This window comes from Aliiglaciecola litoralis (genome assembly GCF_039523355.1).
GTDB classification, from domain to species: Bacteria; Pseudomonadota; Gammaproteobacteria; order Enterobacterales; family Alteromonadaceae; genus Aliiglaciecola; species Aliiglaciecola litoralis.
The window spans coordinates 19,611-40,663 of sequence record NZ_BAAAFD010000017.1 but is presented as its reverse complement, the minus strand read 5'-3'; the positions used below and the strand labels follow the sequence as shown (position 1 = coordinate 40,663).

Below are 21,053 nucleotides of genomic sequence, written 5' to 3'. Positions count from 1 at the left end.
TTGCTTTACAGCAATGTCACAATTTCGTCCTAAGACTATTTGCGAATGGATGTTCTTGTTAGAACTCCCTGAAGCGAGCGCGCATTCTACAGACCCCAGATGTGAGGTCAAGGGTCTTTTTGAAAAAGGTGTTTGAACGCACAATATCTAAGCAGTTAGATTAGTAAAACAGCATTTTAGGCGGTATATTCGTTATATAGTTATGTTTGATTTTGGATTTCTATGACAATAAGAGAGTTTAAAGGGATAACGCCTTCGTTTGGGCGAGGATGTTATATAGATGACACAGCGGTTTGGATCGGCGATATCCAATGTGGAGACGATGTTAGTATTTGGCCATTGGTCGCGGCTCGTGGTGATGTAAATACTATGCGTATCGGAAATCGAACCAACATACAGGATGCCACTGTGCTGCATGTTACTAGAAGTAGCGCTAATAACCCCGACGGGTATCCGTTAGTGATCGGTGACGATGTTACTATTGGCCACAAATGTATGTTACACGGTTGCACCCTTGGAAATCGGATTCTGGTAGGTATGGGCGCAATTATAATGGACGGTGCAGTAATCGAAGATGATGTGTTTGTGGGTGCCGGTTGCTTGGTACCGCCGAACAAAGTGTTGAAAAGTGGTTTTTTATACGTAGGTAGCCCGGCTAAACAGGCGCGCAAATTAAATGAAAGTGAATTGGCATTTTTGAAAGTGTCTGCTGAAAACTACTTAGTCACCAAAAACGAGTACCTAGCAGAAAGTTAAATAACCTGAACTGAAGGTTAAATAGCACTGGACAGGATCCGGACTTCTCCGGATTCAGTCCAACGCTCAAGTTCTATTTGCTCGATAAGCAACTCTTCAATGTCAAATTGGTGCTTTTGATAAAACGATTGAGCGTTGTGCTCCGCTACCTCATCCACGTAACAGGAAATCAATTGACCGGCAGCCAACGCAATTAGCTTTAATGCGCGAAGTTGCTCGACGTATTCGAAACCATCCAGTATTTGCACTTGCTGATTCATAACTGAACCCGCAGCTTGTCCAACACGGGTTGGATTTTTGGCATTACGCCTCGCCATAAAAAGAAACTGTAAGCAGCCTGACCAACTAGCATGCCCAAGCCGTCGCTGGTTTTCTTTACATCTAATTGTTTGGCTTTGGCAATAAAGATAGTGTCAGCTGATTGGTATACCATGTCATAAATATGTTCAGCGCGGGAAATGACCTCTTCTGATAAGGGCGGCAACTCGTTTTGCAGACTTGTCGAAGTGCAATTTACGATTAAGTCATAGTGTTTCGCTTCGCGGTTCACTTGTTCAAAACTCTTACCTGACAATCGCTCATCGTTAAACCTATCACATAATGATATTGCTTTTACTTGGGTACGATTAACGATATCTAGACTCGCCAGCCCTTTTTGCAGCAATGGTAAAACCACTCCTTTTGCCGCTCCCCCCGCTCCAATTAATAGAACGTTAGAATCAGCGAACAAGAATTGTTGGTTTTCAAGATCAACAACAAGGCCTTGTCCATCGGTGTTATCGCCTCTAAAACCGCCATTGTCTAAACGGCTAATCGTATTTACCGCGCCTGCAGCTTGTGCGGCCGGTGATAATTCTGTAACCCAATTAGCAGCATCTTCTTTAAAGGGCATAGTCACGTTGCACCCTTTAGCATAAGGATCGGCGAAAAAACCCGCTAAACTGGCAGAAAAACCACCTACTTGACCTAAAATCTTGTCGTAAGTTAAGTCTTGTTCAGTCTGTAGCGCAAAGAGTTGATGAATAGTAGGCGATTTACTTTGCGCTATGGGGTTGCCGAATACCGCATAGCGATCCACTGCCGATGAAGACGTCATTTAAACGAGATCCCGTCTGGTTTCAAATCCAACCAATCTCGTGGTTTTAAATACTCTTCTGTTAAACGCGCTTCAGGCGTATTAGACCTGGCTTGATAATTGTATTCCCATCTTGCCAACGGCGGCATGGACATTAATATCGATTCAGTACGTCCGCCCGTTTGCAGTCCAAATAAGGTTCCCCGATCAAACACCAAGTTAAATTCCACATATCGCCCGCGTCGATATAGTTGAAAGTCTCGCTCTCTATCGCCAAAAGGTATTTCCTTTCTGCGCTCTACAATCGGCACATACGCATCTAAAAAGCCATTGCCAACTGCACGCATAAACTCAAATGAACGGTCGAAGCCTGTGTCACTTAAATCATCAAAAAATAAGCCGCCCACTCCGCGCGTTTCACCCCGATGCTTTAAATAGAAATAGTCATCGCACCACTTTTTGTATTTAGGATAAACATCTTCACCAAAGGGTTGGCACAGGTCTCGGGCAACGGTATGCCAATGCTGAACATCTTCCAAGAAAGGATAAAACGGGGTGAGATCGAAGCCCCCACCAAACCACCACACCGGTTCTTCACCGTCTTTTTCCGCAACAAAAAATCGAACATTCGCGTGCGATGTGGGGACATAGGGGTTGTGAGGATGAATAACCAGAGACACGCCCATAGCTTGAAAGCTACGTCCAACCAATTCTGGTCTGGCCGCCGTCGCTGAGGGGGGAAGTTGTGTGCCATAGACATGAGAGAAATTCACTCCGCCTTGTTCGATTACCTGTCCTTTGGTTAACACTCGGGTGCGGCCTCCACCGCCCTCTTCTCTTATCCAATTGTCCTCTTTAAACTGCCCTTTACCGTCTGTCATTTCCAGCGTGTGGCAAATATCATCTTGCAGTTTCAGCAGAAACTCTTTTACGGTTTGAATGTTGGGAACTGTTGATTTAGTCACTGGTTAGCCTGCTCTTATGACATCGCCGGTTAAGGCATTACGAATTTGACTGGGATTATTCTGAGTACCGACTGCACCATCAACACACAACACGGTGTTGGAAAATTGCGCCAAAACGTCACTCTGGGTTCGAGCGGGCTCAGCGCCAGACACGTTTGCACTGGTAGAGACCAGCGCAGAGTTCAAGCCGTCACATAACTGTCTTACCACAGGATGGGCACTCACCCTTACTGCGATTAAATCAGAACCGCCGGTCAAATAGTCTGGCGTTGCTGATTTTTTAGGGACCAACCAAGTATTAGGGCCAGGCCAGCTTTCATCAATTTCTTTGCGTCGTTCTTCAGGTAACTTAGTGAAATCGGCGAAGGGCGCTAATTGCTCCTGACACGATGCTATTAATATTAAGCCTTTATGCAAGGGGCGGCTCTTAAGCTTCAGCAATTTCAATACCGCTGATTCATTGAGTGGATCGCAGCCCAAACCAAATACCGCTTCGGTAGGATAGGCAAACACCCTACCTTGGGAAAATGCGAGTTTAAGTTCGTCGGAAAAAGTTGAGATAATCATGCACCGTTCTGGCATTTTGAAAACCCGAAGTGTAAATCATCTACTAGCGATAGAAAACCGAGATTTCAAGCTAAGGTGTCCATTTCGTTAAGCAACTTTTTTGTGGACATTGTAATGACATTTTACCCTGAGCGCGTTTCTCAATAGCCACTGCCCAGTTGCATTTAGGACAAGTAGCAGCAACCGGTGGACTGTTGAGCGCATATTTGCATTGTGGGAAACGACTACAAGCATAAAAGGTTTTACCAAATTTATTGGCACGCTTGAGAAGCTTGCCTTGCTGACATGATGGACACGGAATTAGCGTGTCATCCTGCTGTTTAACCGCTTCAATATGGTGGCACTGTGGATAATTGGAGCACCCAATAAAAAGGCCAAACCGCCCTTTTTTGATGGCTAATTGATTACCACAATCTGGACAATGCGAATCTTCAATGATCTTTAGCTGCTGGGTTTGATTGTCATGTAATGGTTTAGCAAAATCGCATTTGGGGTATTGGCTACAGCCTAAAAAAGCGCCGGTTTTGCTTCGCCTTACCTGCAATTTTGCATCGCATTCAGGGCAAAAACCAAAATCGCCATCTAGCGCTTTTTCGTGAGCGGAGAAAAGTGAGTGATCAATTTTTGACATACAAATCCATTAATGTTGTGCAGTACCACTGCACAACATTAATGCCGCTGGTTGCAGAAACAAAAATTAGTGTAATGGGCCTTCTGGCTCATCAAACAAAAGATCTTCCATCTGAGCGTAGGCATTTTCTTTGCCTGGTACATTGAAAAGCACCATCAGCACGACCCATTTAAGATCTTCCAAACAAAATTCCTTAGAGTCAATTTCCATTACGCGATCAACTACCATTTCACGGGTAGCAGAGTCGAGCACATTTATTTGCTCTAAGAACATTAAAAAGCCCCGACACTGCACATCTAAACGCATTTCTTCTTCATGCGTATAAACACGATTTACCATCGCATTGCCGGACTTGACTAGATAAGGGTTTATGTCAGTTTCTTGCAAAGCCGCGAGCTTTTCCAGCCAAGACAAGGCTTTGTATATTTCATCATGATGGAAGCCGGCACGCACTAATTCGTCGGTCAATTCATCTTGATCAACACGGATTTCTGTTTCACTGTGAATGAAATTTTCAAACAGATACATGAGGATATCAAACATACTATTTTCCCCTCAATTTGATGTAACCTCCAGATACAGAGGCTACTAAACCACGCAACTCATATTCTAATAATTGCGCCAATACATCTTCAATCGGCAGCTTGCTGCGCTGAATAATGACGTCTAACGCAGTAACGTCATAAGCTACATTATCTAACAATTTACCAGATGCCAAGCTTTCGGTTTGACTTTTTTCAATCTTTTTTGCCTGACTCTGGTCGATACTGGAACGAATGTTCTGAAATTCGTCTAATATGTCATCTACTGTTTCTACGAGTTTCGCACCTTGTTTGATCAAATAGTGGCATCCAGCACTTAATGGATTGAGCACATTCCCTGGTACAGCTAACACTTCACGATTTTGTTCAAGCGCATATTTACTGGTGATTAACGAACCACTTCGCATTGCGGCTTCAATCACTAGTACTCCTAAAGAAAGTCCACTCACTATCCGGTTTCTGCGCGGGAAATTGGCTGCTGTAGGTGCTGTTTCCGGGCTAAATTCAGACAGTAGCAAACCTTGCTGATTCAGTATTTTATCGGCCAATGGGGCGTTTCGCTTAGGATAAAGGTTTGCCAGCCCACTCCCCAGCACCGCAATGGTCGAGCCGTTGGCAGCTAAAGCCCCTTTGTGAGCACAGGCGTCGATTCCCATCGCCATACCGCTAGTAATACAAATATTGTGCAGCGCCAACGATTGAGCCAGCTCAAACGCCTGTTGCTTACCGTAATGCGTTGGGTTTCGACTACCGACAATCGCAATTTGATGTTGATCAAGTAACGCTTGGTTGCCATTGCCAAATAAGATCAGTGGCGGCCGAGATATCTGCCCGAGTAACGCGGGAAACTGTGGATGAGAAGGATATAGAATAAAACGATCACACGCTGACTCTGACCATTTAATTTGGCTAGCGATCAATTTCTGGTCCGGTTTAGTAATCGCCGTTATTTGCTTTGCATCAAAGCCCAATAACGCTAACTCTTTGGCGGATAGTGCTAATAACGCTTCTGCGGGGTGGCCTGTTGCTTTTACAAAGCGCATCAAGGTGCTGAAACCAAATCGAGGAACTTGATTTAAGCTCAGCCAAATTTCCAGTGAAGCAAGGTTTGGCGGGGGACTTGAGATCGACTTACTGACTAACGATACGGTCTTTGAATGTCGCACATCCTGTGCCATGTGAATTCCTTTTACATTAATACTTTCCTAAGGCTTGGCCACCAGCGCACCAATTCTAACAACTTTAGTAGAACGCGTGATTAATCCATAACTGGCCTTGTCGAACACTTTAAAAATAACCACTTCACCCACTTTAATTGCAGGTTGTTGCACTTCATCCGCGCCATCAAAGGCACTTTGCACAAAGTTATTTTCGTTTTCGTATTTAGGATCATCACTATCAAAGATGGTGGGGCCTTGAACGTATATCCCCATCACGGTTCCTGGTTTTACTTCACGCTGGCCTAGATCCAGCACCACCACATCATATTTACCGAGTAAGCGATGTTGTTCCAAGCTACTGACAATTTGTCCTCGTTGGCGCGTTGCCGCACTCAGAATTAAACTGTCTAGTTCTGGTTCGGTTTTGGGAAGCAGCTTGTCACCACGTTTCACTTCAAAATTGGCTTGTTGTACTTCGACTAAATGTTGCCCTTCAACGTCTGACTTAAGAGGCGTTGCGTCAGCGACATGGCGAATTTGAATTCCCAATAGATTGTCATACTGATCGCGGATTTCATCTTGTTTTCGGATCACGTTGTAATGTTCTGGCGTGCGTCGCATTGACTTGGTTAGCACAATATCACCCGAGGCAAATCTGACCGAACCATCTTGATTTCCCAACATGCGCGGTAATCGACCATATTCCTCTTCACTCATTATCTGACTGTTTTCGATATAGGGCTGAATTACCGTCCAAGGCAAAGCGGGAATTGGTAATGCAGATTTAGCTTGTTTCACACCTTGGGGTGACAACTTGATCTGCTTTTTAGGCTCTTCTCTCACCACATCAAGAACTGGCTCACCCTTTTCGTTGTAGCGTAAGCGCAATTCATCACCCGGATAAATCAAATGTGGATTGGTAATATGCACGTTATTGCGCCATAGCTCTGGCCACTGCCATGGCTTGTCTAAGTAAAGACTGGAGATATCCCACAGCGTGTCGCCTTTTTTCACCACATAAACCTGAGGTGCCGACTCTTTAATATTGATCACATCCGCAAGCGCAGCCAACGGCAATAACACCAATATCACTAAAAGTTTCATTAATTGTCTGCCCATGGCTTCCTCTTTGCACCTTAGATCGTGGTTTTAATATCGACTCAACCTTGATAAAGCTTGATCGAACTTTATATCTATTTAGGCTAGAATAGCGATCCAAATCATTCAATAGTGTATTTTATTGAACCGTATAGTAATTGATACTGTCCTTGAGTACAGTTTTTAAAAAACTGTCCAAGAGTACAAAGTATAGTTTAGCTGAAGAACAAGATGGCCATATTAAATGTATTGAGGTTTCCCGACGAGCGCCTTCGCACAGTCGCAAAGCCCGTAGAAAAAATAGATGCTAGCATTAAACAGCTAGTCGAAGACATGTTCGAAACCATGCGCGAAGAAAACGGTATTGGCCTAGCGGCTACTCAGGTAGATGTGCATAAACGCGTGGTTGTAATGGATGTTTCCGAAGATCAAGACACACGACGGGTGTTTATCAATCCTGAAATTATCGAAATGGATGGCAAAACCATCAGCGAAGAAGGCTGTCTTTCTGTGCCAAATAACTACGCAAAGGTGGAACGTGCCGAACATATCGTGGTTAAGGCGCTTGATGCTGATGGCAAGGAATTCACATTAGAAGCAGATGGCCTGTTAGCGATTTGTATTCAGCACGAATTGGATCACCTTAAAGGCAAGCTATTTGTAGACTATTTGTCTCCGCTAAAACGTCAACGTATCCGCGCAAAGCTTGAAAAAGAAGCCCGGATCAGCGCTCGCGCATCATAGATTCAAAGGAATTCCATTGGCTAAACCGCTAAATATTGTGTTTGCCGGCACCCCTGACTTTGCCGCCAAACACCTGGACGCATTGATCCACTCTCAGCACAACATTATTGGCGTGTACAGTCAACCTGACCGCCCCGCCGGAAGAGGAAAGAAGCTGCAGGCAAGTGCCGTAAAGCAATTAGCCCAAGCCAACGATATTGCCGTATATCAACCCGCTTCGTTAAAAACACCCGAAGCTCAGCAGCAGTTGGCACAATTACAACCTGACATCCTGATTGTGGTTGCGTATGGATTGATACTGCCACAACACGTTTTGGATATTCCCAAACTCGGTTGTTTGAATGTACATGGCTCTTTGTTACCTCGCTGGCGCGGAGCTGCTCCTATCCAAAGAGCAATTTGGGCCGGTGACGAGCAAACAGGCGTGACAATTATGCAAATGGACAAAGGCTTAGATACCGGCGCCATGCTGTATAAACAGAGTATCGATATTGCCCAAGACGACACCAGCGACAGTCTATATCAGAAACTGGCTCAGCTCGGACCCATAGCATTATTGAGCTGTTTGGAACAATTAGACTCGCTAACGCCTGAGCGGCAACAAGATGAGTTGGCGAATTATGCTGAAAAGCTCAGCAAACAAGAAGCACACATCGATTGGCAACAGCAAGCCTGTCAACTTGAGCGCAACATCCGTGCCTTTAATCCTTGGCCAATGGCGTTTTTTAACTTAGTTGTCGAATCAAATGACGACCCGGTCGCGATCAAGGTTTGGCAAGCGAAAGTGGTCGATATGGATATCAGTCAGTATGTGCCAGGGCAAATTATTCAAGCCGATAAGAATGGCATTCTAGTAGCAACAGCAAATCAGGCGCTACTTATCAGCCAGATCCAAGTGCCGGGCAAAAAAGCCATGCCGGTAAGTGATATTCTCAATGCCAAAAAATCTTGGTTTGAAACTGGCAAAATATTGTCGTGAGTCATTCCCCTCCCCGTTCAGGCAAGAGTAAAACAAACAAATCGTTGCGGGCAGATGCGGCCACCGTCATGTTTTTGATTCTGGAAAAAGGTCAATCTGCTCGACAATGCCTCCCCGAGCTGCAAGAAGGTCACACAGAACAAGACAAAGCCTGGTTGCAAGAAATGGTATACGGCATGTTACGCCGGCTTCCAATATTGCAGTTTTGGTTGAGAAAACTGTTAGACAAGCCGCTGAAAAATAAATACAAAGTGGTCGAGCACTTAATTATTTTAGGATTCTACCAGTTAGCATTTAGTCGAGTCTCGGCTCATGCAGCCGTATCTGAAACTGTCGCGGCGACCCGCGCATTGAAAGCCGAGCCGCTAAAAGGATTAGTCAATGCGTTGTTGCGTAATTTTATACGGCAAAACTTAGCGGAATTACCGGTAAATAATCAACAAATCGAATATGGATTGCCAAAATGGTTGTATAAGCGTTTAAACATGGCATATCCACAAGAGTTAGCGACTATCAATGATGCCATGTTGGCGCGTCCCCCTATTTGGTTACGGGTCAATCAAACTAAAATGGATCGACGCGAATATGCCGCAGCCCTACAAGAAATTGATATTTCATTTAGCACAAGTGATGAACATCCTGATGCGCTTATTCTTGAAAAAAGTGTCGATGTAACTGCACTGCCGGGTTTTGACGATGGTTGGTTTGCAGTACAAGATGGCGCAGCGCAATTGGCCGCTTATTACCTCGACCCGCAAGCCGAAGAAAGGGTGTTAGATTGTTGCGCAGCACCGGGTGGAAAAACCTGTCATGTATTGGAATTGCAACCAAAGTTATCTGAATGTATCGCCCTAGATGTGGATGCTAAGCGATTGGAGCGGGTGCAAGAAAATCTGCAGCGACTCGATCTGCAGGCTAATCTTTTAGTAGCCGATGCGACTGACATTGAAACTTGGTGGGACAAGCAACTGTTTGATCGCATATTATTAGATGCACCTTGCTCTGCGACAGGGGTTATCCGTCGTCACCCTGACATTAAGTGGTTACGAAAAAACAGCGATATTCAGACACTGGTGGATCTGCAAAAGCAGATCTTGGCAAGCATGTGGACTATGCTCAAACCTGGAGGTACCTTGTTGTATGCAACCTGCTCGATACTTCCAGAAGAGAATCAATTACAGATCACTGATTTCCTAGAGCATAATTCAGATGCAAGCTTGTTAAAGATAACCCAAGATGAGACTAAATCGCGTCCGGGCCGACAAATTCTGCCCGGCCAAGGACAAATGGATGGTTTCTACTATGCGAGACTGCTAAAGTCTTAATTAGCATCATAAAACACAGTATGCCTGACAAAAAAGAATGAAAATTATTATATTAGGCGCCGGTCAAGTGGGTGGCACACTCGCAGAAAATCTGGTGGGCGAAAAAAACGAAATCACAGTGATTGATTCTGATCAAGAGACATTGCGCTCACTACAGGATCGCTTAGACCTGCAAGTTGTGCACGGCGTTGGCTCCCACCCTGATGTGTTAGCCAAAGCGGGGGCAGAAGATGCTGACATGCTAATTGCCGTCACCAACAGTGATGAAAGCAACATGATGGCATGTCAAGTTGCCCACACGCTATTTAAAACACCGACTAAAATCGCCCGAGTCCGCTCAGAACAATATATTATTCACCAAGAAAAACTATTTCATCATCAAGATATTCCCGTCGATCACCTTATCGCCCCAGAGCAATTAGTTACCAAGGCCATTAAACGCTTGATAGATTATCCAGGTGCATTGCAAGTGGTTGAATTTGCTGATGGTAAAGCCAGCTTAGTGGCCGTAAAAGCTTACTATGGTGGTTTGCTTGTTGGCCATGCGCTGTCGACGTTGCGTGAACACATGCCTAACGTTGATACTCGTGTAGCCGCGATATACCGTCGGGGAAGGCCAATTCGCCCTCTGGGTTCTACGGTTATAGAAGCCGATGATGAAGTGTTTTTTATCGCCGCCACTAAACATATCCGCGCCGTTATGAGCGAGCTACAAAAGCTAGAGTCAAGCTACAAACGCATCATGATCGCCGGCGGAGGCCTGATCGGAGAAGGCCTAGCCAAACGCTTGGAACACAATCACAACGTTAAGTTAATTGAGTATTCACCGGAGCGAGCCAAATACCTGTCTGCCCAGTTAGACAAAACCATCGTATTTTGTGGTGACGCCTCAGATCACGAGCTTTTAACTGAAGAGAATGTTCAACAAGTTGACGCCTTTATTGCGGTCACCAACGATGATGAAGCAAATATCATGTCGGCCATGCTTGCTAAGCGTCTTGGCGCACAAAAGGCGATGGTGTTGATACAGCGCAGTGCCTATGTTGATCTCGTCCAAGGTGGCGAAATAGACATCGCATTTTCTCCTCAACAGGCCACAATTTCAGCGCTGTTAACTCACATACGTAGAGGTGACATTGTTAATGTTTATTCATTACGCCGAGGGGCTGCAGAAGCAATTGAAGCTATCGCCCATGGTGATGAAAACACCTCAAAAGTTATTGGTCGGCGCATTGACGAAATCAAGTTACCACCGGGCACCACTATTGGGGCAATAGTGCGACAAGATGAAGTGATCATTGCTCACAGTACGACCATGATTGAAGCAAATGACCACGTGATCTTATTTCTGGTGGATAAGAAATTTATCTCCGATGTAGAGAAGTTATTCCAACCCAGTGCATTTTTCTTCGGATAACTAGGTAACCTGAACTCAAGATAATAAGCTCCTCAATAGCGCCCTTTTCACGCTTATCTGAGTTGTACCTCGGTTATTTACCTATCTGGGGTTTCTAACTACACTGTTTAATATAGGCTATGAGTTAACAGCCCCGCTGCGCCATTGATTAAATAAAAGGATAAACCTGTGAAATCCATATTGACCTTAGTTACCATTATTACGCTGACTTTCTCATCTCAAACCTATGCCCAAGGGTGGTTCGAATCGCTCAAGAGCATGATCGGCCTTGGCGAAGAAACCCAAGAAGTGACTCCTAACGCAAATGACATGATTAGCATGTTGTCGCAAAACCTAGGGGTAGATGCGGATCAAGCCAGTGGAGGTCTAGGCTCTCTATTTAATTATGTTAAAGGTAATTTATCAGATGAAAAATTTGGCCAACTATCTAAGGCACTGCCCGGCGTTAATGAGCTGATCAAGTCCGCCCCCGACATTAGTCAACTTAAAGAATCTGGCGGCCTAAGTGGCTTGATGGACAAAGCTGCAGAGTACAATGATTCCCTTAAAGCCATTAATGGTGTTAAAAAACAGTTTGAAGCCCTTGGACTGAAGCCTGAAATGATCATGCAATACATCGAACAAGCTAAAAAATATCTGGACTCAGAACAAGGTCAGCAAGCCAAACAGTTATTAATGCAAGGCTTATCAGATTTCACCCAATAGGCTTGGCGGGTTTGAAAAAGGAAGCTCAGGTTCCTTTTTTACTTTTAAAGAATAGAACAACCTAAATGCCTTTTATTTAATGGCTACTTTCAACATGATTGGGGTTAGCACCTGCTCGCTCCCTTATCAGCAAATTTTTTACTAACTGCGCCAAAACGTCGGGGAAAATAGAACTAGCAGAGAGAAGACTTCAAGACGACCAAACAGCATGGCGGTAATTAAGAACCACTTGCCGCCATCAGACACGTCAGCGAACGTCCCCGCCACTGAACCTAAGCCAGGTCCCAAGTTATTTAGAGTAGCTGCGGTGGCTGAAAATGCGGTAATGTTATCCATTCCTGTGGCGATCAAACCAATCATAATAATGACGAATATCATCGCATAGGCAGAGAAAAACCCCCACACGGCTTCAACGACACGCTCGGGCATTAATCTATCGCCTAACTTTACTGAATAAACAGCTTTCGGGTGGATCAACCTTTCCACTTCACGTTTACCTTGTAAGTACAAAAGGAATACGCGTATTACCTTCAGGCCACCACCAGTAGAGCCGGCACAGCCACCGATGAAGCTCGAAAAGATGAGAAGGATCGGCAAAAACACGGGCCAATTGGCAAAATCTGCGGTGGCGTATCCTGCTGTTGTACTGATAGAAACGGCTTGAAATAACGCCTGGTCAAATGCCGCTTCAGCCGTGTCATAAGTGTTGTATTGGATCAATACCAAGAAACAAATCGTAATCAGCACAAATTGAATAAAGAAAAACGCTTTAAATTCAGGGTCGTAAAAATAACCCTTCAAACTACGGCCATTTGCAGCGGCATAATGGAGAGCAAAATTTAACGCGGCAATCCAAAGAAAGACAACACAGATCAGATTGATGACGGGACTATTGAAATGTCCGATACTTGCGTCATATGTGGAAAATCCACCAATAGCGATGGTAGAAAAAGCGTGACAGATAGCATCAAACCAATCCATTCCCGCGAGCCAATAAGCAAACGAACAAGCAGAGGTGAGCGCTAGATAAATGTACCAAAGGTGTTTGGCTGTATCGGCAATACGTGGGGTCATCTTTGAATCTTTAACCGGTCCTGGCGTCTCTGCACGATAAAGCTGCATTCCCCCCACACCCAATATCGGCAGAATTGCTACGGCTAATACAATGATCCCCATACCACCGAGCCATTGTAATTGTTGGCGATAAAACTGTACCGACTTTGGCAAGTACTCGATCCCTTCAATGACAGTGGCTCCCGTCGTTGTTAATCCTGAAAAAGACTCGAAGAATGCGTCAGTTACTGACATTTCAGGTTGGTCAAGTAGCAAGAAAGGAAAGGCCCCAAAACTGGCCAATACTGCCCAAAACAACACAACAATTAAAAACCCTTCTTTAGCGCGAAGGTCTTTGCGATGCTTACGATTGGGATACCAAATAATAAGGCCGGTAAATAGGATCAGAAAAAATGCCAAGATAAAGGGCAGTCCGCTGCCATCTTGAAAGATCAAAGAAATAGTGGCCGGAAATAACATCGTTGAGCTAAACATAGCCACTAGCAATCCTAAGATTCGAATGATCGTGCGATATTGCATCATGTTGGTGTGTTTTCCACTTTGATGCTCGCGTCTTTAACGAAAAGTAAGTTCATTGGAATGTTTCTCAAGCTCAAACTAAAGTCGGCTCTTTGGTTATTAGTGCAAGTGCTAATTATTGTCCGCATTGACATAAATCTAAAGCGCTTATTACAATTTAATTGTTTGTTTTTCCTCATTTTGTGCATTTTCGGCCAAAATAGCCACTGATAGACGTCATTTGAATTTAAACCCAACGAGTTAATATGTCGCGCACATTTTAATTTCTCTGAATATTAGAACACCCGAGATCCAGCTACACCGAAACTTCAATTTACAAATATGCCAAAATAGCGGGCCAATTTTTACACGTTATTCACTCGGATAATTGAACAGATAAGAACACTACCAATATCAATCTTGAGCGCTGCGATTTTTGTCAACGAGCAAACCCGCGTGCTATCTGGCCTTGGGTGAGATAAACACATCAGCAAGAATCTAGTTGCAATTAGCCTTAGCAGCCAGAACCCACTAGTACAAGGCATCCAAGGGTAAGCAAGCACTCACACCAAATAAAAAGCCAAAAAGTTAGCCTGAGTTATCTAAAATTTATTTCCACTCCTACGCTGCAAACCGCATGTTATTTGGCTTATGCAAATTGACAATAAAACAAAGCGAAATATCACTTAAAAAGTTTAATAGGATCACTTCTATCCTCAGTAGATTATGATACATTACTGCCCTGCTCAAATTGGGTTTGGATGAAGTCGTGGACGCTTAACAGAAGTAAGCGTTAAGAATCGATAGGTCACAAACGATTAAATAGTGCTAATCATATGCCTATTAATATTAGAATTTGAGCGTCGAGTAGATACTGTCGTACCCTGATGTGTTAACCCGTGGTGAGAGTGTTTACTTAACAATTATCCACAAGATAATAATAATAAAAATGTTAAGGTTTTGTCTTTTCCTTACTTTTGAAGTATGCAGACCATAAGGTCTAGAGCAACATTGGCGATTTTATCACTGATGCGTTTTAGTGTGCCTGAATATTTTTATCTACACAGTTATCCACAGCATTGACGGTAGATGAAATGGCTGAAATATGGCATTCTGAACACAATTCCATTATACAACCAGAATGCAAACTCCATGGCCACAGTACCGCAAAATCCGTTCGTATTAGTTGACGGCTCTTCCTATCTATTTCGCGCTTTCCACGGCATGCCGCCTTTGACCAATTCAAAAGGCCAAGACACTGGCGCTATTTATGGCGTCGTCAACATGCTTAGAAGTCTTGTTAAGCAATACTCTCCCTCTCACATAGCCGTTATATTCGATGCCAAAGGAAAAACCTTTCGCGATGATATTTACCCAGAGTATAAAGCCAATCGACCGCCTATGCCGGATGAGTTGCGCAGTCAAATCGCACCATTGCATGCCATTATCGAAGCTATGGGGTTGCCCATTATTGTCGAGGATGGAGTAGAAGCTGATGATGTTATTGGTACCCTTGCGCAACAAGCAATGGAGCAAGGTAGACCGACATTGATCAGTACTGGGGATAAGGATATGGCTCAATTAGTCAATCCTTATGTGACGCTAATCAACACCATGAATAACCAAATTATGGATGTCGATGGCGTGGTTGAAAAGTTTGGCATTGGACCTGAATTGATCATCGACTTCCTCGCTTTAAAAGGTGACAAAGTTGACAATATACCCGGCGTGCCGGGTGTAGGGGATAAAAGTGCGCTGGGCATGCTTCAGGGCATTGGCGGCATTGACGCGATATATAAAAATCTCGATAAAATAGCCGATTTAGAATTCCGTGGTGCCAAGAAAATGGCCGATAAAATGCGCGAATATGAAGCTCAGGCGAGACTTTCTTATGAGTTAGCGACCATTAAATTAGACGTCGAATTACATTTTAAGCCCGAAAAGCTAACGCCGACACCACCTCAAAATGACAAGTTAGCTGAGTTGTTTTCCGAATATGAATTTAAACGTTGGTTAAAAGAAGCCAATGCTGGTGGCAATATACTTGATGCTAAAGGACCGGCACCGGAAGCGGTTAGCGCAGAGGATAAAACCGATGTTACTTTGCCCCCCAAAACCACCGAGACGGCTTACACCACCATTTTAACCGAGCAAGATTTTAATGATTGGCTATCTAAATTAAATGACGCTGATCTATTTGCCTTTGATACGGAAACAACCAGCCTCAATTATATGGATGCTGAGCTGGTGGGAGTTTCTTTTTCAGTTAAGGCTGGTGAAGCCGCTTATTTGCCGTTTGCACATGACTATATGGATGCGCCCGAACAACTAGAGCGAAATTATGTGCTATCCAAATTGAAACCGCTACTTGAGAGTCACGCACATAAAAAAGTTGGCCAGCACCTTAAGTACGATAAGAATGTGTTGGCCAATTATGATATTGAGCTAAATGGCATTGCGTTTGACACTATGTTGGAGTCATACGTACTTAATAGTGTTGCCACGCGCCATGACATGGATAGTTTGTCTGAACACTACCTCGACCACCACACCATCAGTTTTCAAGAAGTGGCCGGAAAAGGAGCTAAACAGTTAACCTTCAATCAGATTCCGTTGGAAAAGGCCTCTCCTTACGCAGCCGAAGATGCCGATATCACGTTGCAACTGCATCAGGTTTTGTGGCCGCAAATTGAGAAAGATAAAGAGCTCGTCAACATTCTTACCGAACTTGAAGTGCCATTGGCTTCAGTATTGGCCAAAATGGAGCAGCAAGGTGTGTTAATTGATAGCCAAACCTTGCTACAACAAAGTCAAGATTTAGCCTCTCGGATCATGCAATTAGAAAAAGAAGTACACGAACTTGCTGGTGAAGAATTTAATCTAGGCTCAACCAAGCAGTTACAAGAAATTCTGTTTAATAAGATGGACTTGCCGGTACTGAAAAAAACCCCTAAGGGCGCACCATCAACAGCGGAAGAAGTGTTACAAGAATTAGCGTTAAATTACCCGCTACCCAAATTGCTGATGGAATACCGAGGGTTAACTAAGTTAAAAAACACCTACACCGACAAGTTACCCAAGATGATCAATCAGCGTACCGGTCGAGTGCATACTAGCTATCATCAAGCGATTGCTGCCACAGGACGGCTCTCGTCTACCGATCCTAATTTGCAGAATATTCCCATTAGAACCCTCGAAGGCCGCAAAGTAAGACAAGCGTTTGTCGCCGAAAAGGGCTATAAAATTGTGGCGGCTGATTATTCACAAATTGAATTACGAATAATGGCGCACCTATCAGGAGACGAAGGGCTTCTAACCGCCTTTTCAACCGGCAAGGACGTACACAAAGCCACTGCTGCAGAAGTATTTGGAGTAGCCCTAGAAGACGTAACTAGCGACCAGAGGCGCAGTGCTAAGGCGATTAACTTTGGACTTATCTACGGTATGTCAGCTTTTGGATTAGCAAAGCAACTCAACATTCCGCGCCATGACGCGCAAAAATACATGGATGTCTATTTCCAGCGTTATCCCGGTGTATTGCAGTACATGGAAGAGACGCGCGTATCAGCTAAAGAAAAAGGTTATGTGTCTACTGTCTTTGGGCGACGTTTATATTTGCCAGACATTAACGCCAGTAATGGCATGCGACGACAAGGTGCAGAGCGCGCCGCAATAAACGCGCCCATGCAAGGCACCGCAGCAGATATCATTAAAAAGGCCATGTTATGTGTCGACGCTTGGATCACAAGCTTAGGAAATGATGATGTGAAAATGATCATGCAAGTACACGACGAATTAGTTTTTGAAATAAAAGAACAAAAACTTAATGATCACATGCAACATATCATTGCACTAATGGAACAGGCTTGCGAGCTTTCAGTCCCACTTATAGTTGAAGCTGGCGTGGGGGATAACTGGGATGAGGCGCATTAAAAGAAACAAAATCAATTCTTATAATATTTCTTTTTTGTAATTAAATTACAAAAATTGGTTGATTTTGATCTTCCTGCGGTTAGAATATGCACTGTAGGGTACAGAGGTTATTTAATGTAGATAGACCTTTGCTTTTAACCCCAGCAACTTGCTGGGGTTTTTTTATGTCAAAAATATGTCAAAGCTAAAGATGAAAAGGTCATCGAGTGAAACAATCATTTATTGGCCAAAGATAGCTCGTAGCGGGATTTACAAAGCGCTTGGTATTGAGTCAAACCTATGAAGAAGCGGAAACGCAGAGAGTATGGGGTTTATTATCATTGAAGTAAAAATTTAAATAACCTGAACTAAAGGATAATAAGCGCCCCTCAATAACGCCCTTTTTACGCCTATCTGCGTTGAGTTTTCTAGCAATAAGCCAGGTACCAAAACTCGCCTTGATAATTGCAAAAATTGCATCATTGAAGTGTGTTTTAGAAGATTCGGTTTAATTTATCCACACCATTGTGAAGCAGATATGTAATATTTATTTGCTCGACACATCTAATCCAAAGGTTAGGTTAAATAAATTAGCAGCCGATTGAACTTTACTCAATTCGACGAGTCATAATTTACAGTTTATGTGTGTTCTCTAAATATTATGCCCCTTTATTTAAAGGGGCTTTTTTTATGAATATTATTCCGCTGCTAATTCGCGAAAACCTAGCCAAACGTCTAGCACTTGTTCCACATTATCTAAGCCAAGACCATTGAAAGAAGAAAACACGTGCACGGTAACGTCTCCGCAAAAAGCCAAAGATGCTTCGCGGGCCATTAGCAGTTGGGCTTTGCGTTTTCCCGATTTAAGTTTATCCGCTTTCGTTAGCAGCGCTAAAACTGGCAATTCACGCTCAACCGCCCAATGAATTAGTTGTTGATCCAAATCTTTAAAAGGATGGCGGATATCCATCAACACCACTAAGCCTTTTAAGCTTTTTCGAACTTGCAGGTATTCGCCTAAGGCTTTTTGCCACTTATGCTTCATTTCGATGGGCACTTTAGCAAAACCATATCCAGGTAAATCAACTAAACGCTTGCCTTCTTCAATTTCAAATACGTTGATTAATTGAGTTCGTCCTGGTGTTTTACTGGTTCTGGCTAACCCTTTTTGCCGCGTCAATCGATTTAATGCGCTCGATTTACCTGCGTTGGAGCGGCCTGCGAAGGCAACTTCGGCTCCTTGATCTTGTTCCAAATGACGAATATCAGGGGCGCTAGTGACAAATTTAGCGTGACTGTAGTGACTCACTGTGACTCTCTTAAAAATGTTGACGGGTTAGTTTTTATAGGCTGAGTATAACATTGAACCGCATTTTTTAGCGTAAAACACTGAATTATCCACATAATTATTCTGGAAATGATTTTATCATTGTATTAAATGTGTAAAATACCGCTATTATGTTAACCAATATAGAACGTTGTTGAGAGTCATTATGAAAAAATTGGGTTTATTGATTTGTTTAGCACTCGGCTTTTCGACTTCTGTTATTGCGCAAGGCAATGCTGAAGCAGGAAAAGACTTAGTTATAAGCAAGGGTTGTGTAGCTTGTCATGGTACAGACGGTAATAGTGCAATTGAAATGAACCCCATTTTGGCTGGTCAGCACGAAAAATATTTGGTCAAGCAGCTTAAAGAATTCAAACTTGCTGGTGAAACCGGCGGCAAGGAAGGTCGCAACAACGTAGTCATGAATAGTCAAGCGATGCTCCTTAGTGAGCAGGATATGCTAGATCTAGCCGCTTATTTTGCTAGCCAAGATCAAAAGCAAGGCACCACACCAGAAGATGTCGTTGCACTGGGTGAGCAACTCTATCGTGGTGGCGATTTAGATCGCGGCATCACAGCCTGTATCGCGTGCCACGGGCCAACAGGAAATGGCATGGGGTTGGCGGGTTTTCCAGATATCAGTGGCCAGCACTACACGTATCTAAAAGCACAGTTGGAAATGTTTAGAAGTGGAGAGCGCAACAATGATCTTAATGGCATGATGCGCGACATCGCTAAAAAGCTGACCGATAAAGACATTGAAACCCTTGCCAAGTACTTAGGTGGCTTACACTAACAAGCCAATTCACGAGGATTTAGCAGCTGACGTTACGTTTAATTTACAAAAAAGTTCATTTTTTTTGTGATTTGAATGTAAAAAAGTTGTAAATCCTTTTTGATCGTGTATTCTTTCGGCAGATTAAAAAAAGGAAGTACAAGCCACGGCTTGCCAAGGAAGTTAGAACAGCGCTAACAAAAACAAAAATTGCTGTTCCCTAAAATTCCATCTTGGGAATAAAAGGACTAATCATAAAGCGTCAGGAAGACCGAAAACAATATAAAAGCTTAGTTAATAATAACAAAAAGATAAGCGTTGAAACGGATTCCACTACAGTTCAGGATGAGCAGATAACGGGAGAAGTGTCATACGACACTCGATATCTAAAAGGTAACAGGCAACTGTTACCTTTTTTCTTGTCTGCGATTCGGTGATTTAGCTAACCGTTTTTAGTCAAATTGCGTTACCATTCGCCTTATTGCATTCAGCAAGGCATTCATTCATGGCACGAGTTAAAAAATCACGAAAAATAGGTCAAATTGGCGTCCCTAAAGAAAGCTGGGCACCTAAAAAGCCCAGACAATCACAAGCGGGTAAGCCTAAAAAACACAAAGGTAATGTTTCTGGAACCCGCAACAGTGTCGTAAAAGCCGATGCTCAAAACTCCGGACAACGACAAAACAACGATCCACGTATTGGCAGTAAAAAGCCCATCCCACTGCTCGTCAAAGAAAAGTCTGACAGTGTAGAAGTAAAAAAAGCAAAGTTCTTCAGCCCTGCGCAAGAGTTAAAAGCAATCGAAGATGATGAAAGATTGGCAACTTTGCTTGATCAATTAGATGAAGATAAGTCAATTTCAAAAGAAGATCAGGCTTACGTTGATGCTACCTTAGCTCGACACAAAATATTGTGCGGACTGCTAGGTATTGGAGAAGAGGATGAAGAGCAGCAAACAGCACCCGATGAGGACGATCCTTTTGCTCGTTTTGAATCTATAGACATTAATAAATTTAAATAAAATAGGTGTCGTTTGAGTTTTTTAAGTTATGTTGTTATCGCCGCAGCAGCTACTGTAATTGCAGGTTTAAGTTTCTACGCAGGTAAGTTGCTTTATCAAGTTAAACAGCAAACAAAACGCCAGTCAGGTATTCGCCAAGCTCGCATAGAGCGTATTATGGAAAGTGTCCACACCATTGCGCTAGCCGTTGAGCAACAGCAATGTAATTTGTCCGAAGGAGCAATACGGTTAGTTAACTTAATTGACAGCATTCCGGTTGAGTCTCCGCCTAATTGCCAACGAGACTACCCCGCTTTGTATCAGTTGTTTTTGCAAGTACGAGAGTTGCCAACCCATGACGCTCGCGATCAGCTGGATAAAAAAGTAAAAGCCAAGCAAGATAAAGTGCGCGAAGAGCATGAATCACGTCTGGAATCAGAGATATTAAAAGAAATCGCCCATATCCGAACGCTTGATTATCGTTAGAACTGTGCCCACAAAGT

Annotated in this window: 20 protein-coding genes; 10 read left to right on the top strand and 10 right to left on the bottom strand. The window is 43.5% G+C overall.

The features are described 5' to 3' along the window. Positions 1–222 precede the first annotated feature (222 nt). A complete protein-coding gene (locus tag ABD036_RS18160) occupies positions 223–756 on the top strand; it encodes a gamma carbonic anhydrase family protein (protein ID WP_343862496.1) in 534 nt (177 codons plus the stop codon). A gap of 17 nt (positions 757–773) precedes the next feature. On the opposite strand, the gene ABD036_RS18155 is transcribed toward ABD036_RS18160, so the two are convergent. From ABD036_RS18155 to ABD036_RS18120, 8 genes are all read right to left on the bottom strand, one after another. Then, a complete protein-coding gene (locus ABD036_RS18155; RefSeq protein WP_343862494.1) occupies positions 774–1,016 on the bottom strand; it encodes a hypothetical protein in 243 nt (80 codons plus the stop codon). Next, complete coding sequence (gene aroE / locus ABD036_RS18150) at positions 1,013–1,852, bottom strand: shikimate dehydrogenase (RefSeq protein ID WP_343862492.1); 840 nt, start codon at positions 1,850–1,852, stop codon at positions 1,013–1,015. Before aroE ends, ABD036_RS18155 begins: the two co-directional genes overlap by 4 nt. Then, positions 1,849–2,796 (bottom strand): oxygen-dependent coproporphyrinogen oxidase, encoded by a 948-nt coding sequence (hemF, locus tag ABD036_RS18145; RefSeq protein ID WP_343862490.1) that lies wholly within the window; start codon positions 2,794–2,796, stop codon positions 1,849–1,851. The genes aroE and hemF overlap by 4 nt, the downstream gene beginning before the upstream one ends. A gap of 3 nt (positions 2,797–2,799) precedes the next feature. After that, on the bottom strand, positions 2,800–3,363 hold the full coding sequence (gene tsaC / locus ABD036_RS18140; RefSeq protein WP_343862488.1) for an L-threonylcarbamoyladenylate synthase type 1 TsaC: 564 nt from the start codon (positions 3,361–3,363) through the stop codon (positions 2,800–2,802). Between the two features lie 70 nt (positions 3,364–3,433). Continuing rightward, the gene (locus tag ABD036_RS18135; RefSeq protein WP_343862486.1) at positions 3,434–3,994 is read right to left on the bottom strand and encodes a DNA topoisomerase family protein; all 561 of its coding nucleotides are present in this window, start codon (positions 3,992–3,994) and stop codon (positions 3,434–3,436) included. A 66-nt stretch (positions 3,995–4,060) separates the two neighbouring features. Continuing rightward, entirely contained in the window at positions 4,061–4,537 is a 477-nt protein-coding gene (locus tag ABD036_RS18130; RefSeq protein ID WP_343862483.1) for a DUF494 family protein, read from the bottom strand. A 1-nt stretch (position 4,538) separates the two neighbouring features. Continuing rightward, the gene (gene dprA / locus ABD036_RS18125; RefSeq protein ID WP_343862481.1) at positions 4,539–5,714 is read right to left on the bottom strand and encodes a DNA-processing protein DprA; all 1,176 of its coding nucleotides are present in this window, start codon (positions 5,712–5,714) and stop codon (positions 4,539–4,541) included. Positions 5,715–5,741: 27 nt separating this feature from the next. Continuing rightward, complete coding sequence (locus ABD036_RS18120; RefSeq protein ID WP_343862479.1) at positions 5,742–6,815, bottom strand: LysM peptidoglycan-binding domain-containing protein; 1,074 nt, start codon at positions 6,813–6,815, stop codon at positions 5,742–5,744. Between the two features lie 210 nt (positions 6,816–7,025). Here ABD036_RS18120 and def point away from each other — a divergent pair, with 210 nt between their 5' ends. The 5 genes from def to ABD036_RS18095 all read left to right on the top strand — a co-directional run bounded on the left by def (position 7,026) and on the right by ABD036_RS18095 (position 11,964). Further along, complete coding sequence (gene def / locus ABD036_RS18115; RefSeq protein WP_343862477.1) at positions 7,026–7,538, top strand: peptide deformylase; 513 nt, start codon at positions 7,026–7,028, stop codon at positions 7,536–7,538. A 16-nt stretch (positions 7,539–7,554) separates the two neighbouring features. Next, positions 7,555–8,517: a methionyl-tRNA formyltransferase gene (gene fmt, locus ABD036_RS18110; protein WP_343862475.1), complete on the top strand. Its 963-nt coding sequence runs from the start codon at positions 7,555–7,557 to the stop codon at positions 8,515–8,517. Then, positions 8,514–9,842 (top strand): 16S rRNA (cytosine(967)-C(5))-methyltransferase RsmB, encoded by a 1,329-nt coding sequence (gene rsmB, locus ABD036_RS18105; RefSeq protein ID WP_343862473.1) that lies wholly within the window; start codon positions 8,514–8,516, stop codon positions 9,840–9,842. The genes fmt and rsmB overlap by 4 nt, the downstream gene beginning before the upstream one ends. 37 nt (positions 9,843–9,879) lie before the next feature. Continuing rightward, complete coding sequence (gene trkA / locus ABD036_RS18100) at positions 9,880–11,259, top strand: Trk system potassium transporter TrkA (RefSeq protein ID WP_343862471.1); 1,380 nt, start codon at positions 9,880–9,882, stop codon at positions 11,257–11,259. 168 nt (positions 11,260–11,427) lie between these two features. Next, positions 11,428–11,964 (top strand): DUF2780 domain-containing protein, encoded by a 537-nt coding sequence (locus ABD036_RS18095; protein WP_343862469.1) that lies wholly within the window; start codon positions 11,428–11,430, stop codon positions 11,962–11,964. Between the two features lie 141 nt (positions 11,965–12,105). On the opposite strand, the gene ABD036_RS18090 is transcribed toward ABD036_RS18095, so the two are convergent. After that, a complete protein-coding gene (locus ABD036_RS18090; RefSeq protein WP_343862498.1) occupies positions 12,106–13,557 on the bottom strand; it encodes a TrkH family potassium uptake protein in 1,452 nt (483 codons plus the stop codon). A 1,131-nt stretch (positions 13,558–14,688) separates the two neighbouring features. On the opposite strand from ABD036_RS18090, the gene polA reads away from it, so the two are divergent. After that, entirely contained in the window at positions 14,689–17,469 is a 2,781-nt protein-coding gene (polA, locus tag ABD036_RS18085) for a DNA polymerase I (protein WP_343862467.1), read from the top strand. 676 nt (positions 17,470–18,145) lie between these two features. On the opposite strand, the gene yihA is transcribed toward polA, so the two are convergent. Beyond that, positions 18,146–18,757 (bottom strand): ribosome biogenesis GTP-binding protein YihA/YsxC, encoded by a 612-nt coding sequence (gene yihA, locus ABD036_RS18080; RefSeq protein WP_343862466.1) that lies wholly within the window; start codon positions 18,755–18,757, stop codon positions 18,146–18,148. Between the two features lie 184 nt (positions 18,758–18,941). On the opposite strand from yihA, the gene ABD036_RS18075 reads away from it, so the two are divergent. From ABD036_RS18075 to ABD036_RS18065, 3 genes are all read left to right on the top strand, one after another. Further along, positions 18,942–19,571 (top strand): c-type cytochrome, encoded by a 630-nt coding sequence (locus ABD036_RS18075; protein ID WP_343862464.1) that lies wholly within the window; start codon positions 18,942–18,944, stop codon positions 19,569–19,571. A 484-nt stretch (positions 19,572–20,055) separates the two neighbouring features. Further along, complete coding sequence (yihI, locus tag ABD036_RS18070; protein ID WP_343862461.1) at positions 20,056–20,571, top strand: Der GTPase-activating protein YihI; 516 nt, start codon at positions 20,056–20,058, stop codon at positions 20,569–20,571. Between the two features lie 12 nt (positions 20,572–20,583). Beyond that, positions 20,584–21,036 (top strand): DUF2489 domain-containing protein, encoded by a 453-nt coding sequence (locus ABD036_RS18065; RefSeq protein ID WP_343862459.1) that lies wholly within the window; start codon positions 20,584–20,586, stop codon positions 21,034–21,036. The last annotated feature ends 17 nt before the right edge of the window (positions 21,037–21,053 follow it).

Bases quoted from the DNA above. Each gene is read 5' to 3' on its own strand.
- ABD036_RS18130 (WP_343862483.1), bottom strand. From the start codon at position 4,537: ATGTTTGATATCCTCATGTATCTGTTTGAAAATTTCATTCACAGTGAA.
- ABD036_RS18135 (WP_343862486.1), bottom strand. From the start codon at position 3,994: ATGTCAAAAATTGATCACTCACTTTTCTCCGCTCACGAAAAAGCGCTA.
- ABD036_RS18160 (WP_343862496.1), top strand. From the start codon at position 223: ATGACAATAAGAGAGTTTAAAGGGATAACGCCTTCGTTTGGGCGAGGA.
- trkA (WP_343862471.1), top strand. From the start codon at position 9,880: ATGAAAATTATTATATTAGGCGCCGGTCAAGTGGGTGGCACACTCGCA.
- ABD036_RS18075 (WP_343862464.1), top strand. From the start codon at position 18,942: ATGAAAAAATTGGGTTTATTGATTTGTTTAGCACTCGGCTTTTCGACT.
- def (WP_343862477.1), top strand. From the start codon at position 7,026: ATGGCCATATTAAATGTATTGAGGTTTCCCGACGAGCGCCTTCGCACA.
- yihI (WP_343862461.1), top strand. From the start codon at position 20,056: ATGGCACGAGTTAAAAAATCACGAAAAATAGGTCAAATTGGCGTCCCT.
- tsaC (WP_343862488.1), bottom strand. From the start codon at position 3,363: ATGATTATCTCAACTTTTTCCGACGAACTTAAACTCGCATTTTCCCAA.
- ABD036_RS18155 (WP_343862494.1), bottom strand. From the start codon at position 1,016: ATGAATCAGCAAGTGCAAATACTGGATGGTTTCGAATACGTCGAGCAA.
- ABD036_RS18120 (WP_343862479.1), bottom strand. From the start codon at position 6,815: ATGGGCAGACAATTAATGAAACTTTTAGTGATATTGGTGTTATTGCCG.
- ABD036_RS18090 (WP_343862498.1), bottom strand. From the start codon at position 13,557: ATGCAATATCGCACGATCATTCGAATCTTAGGATTGCTAGTGGCTATG.
- polA (WP_343862467.1), top strand. From the start codon at position 14,689: ATGGCCACAGTACCGCAAAATCCGTTCGTATTAGTTGACGGCTCTTCC.
- dprA (WP_343862481.1), bottom strand. From the start codon at position 5,714: ATGGCACAGGATGTGCGACATTCAAAGACCGTATCGTTAGTCAGTAAG.
- aroE (WP_343862492.1), bottom strand. From the start codon at position 1,852: ATGACGTCTTCATCGGCAGTGGATCGCTATGCGGTATTCGGCAACCCC.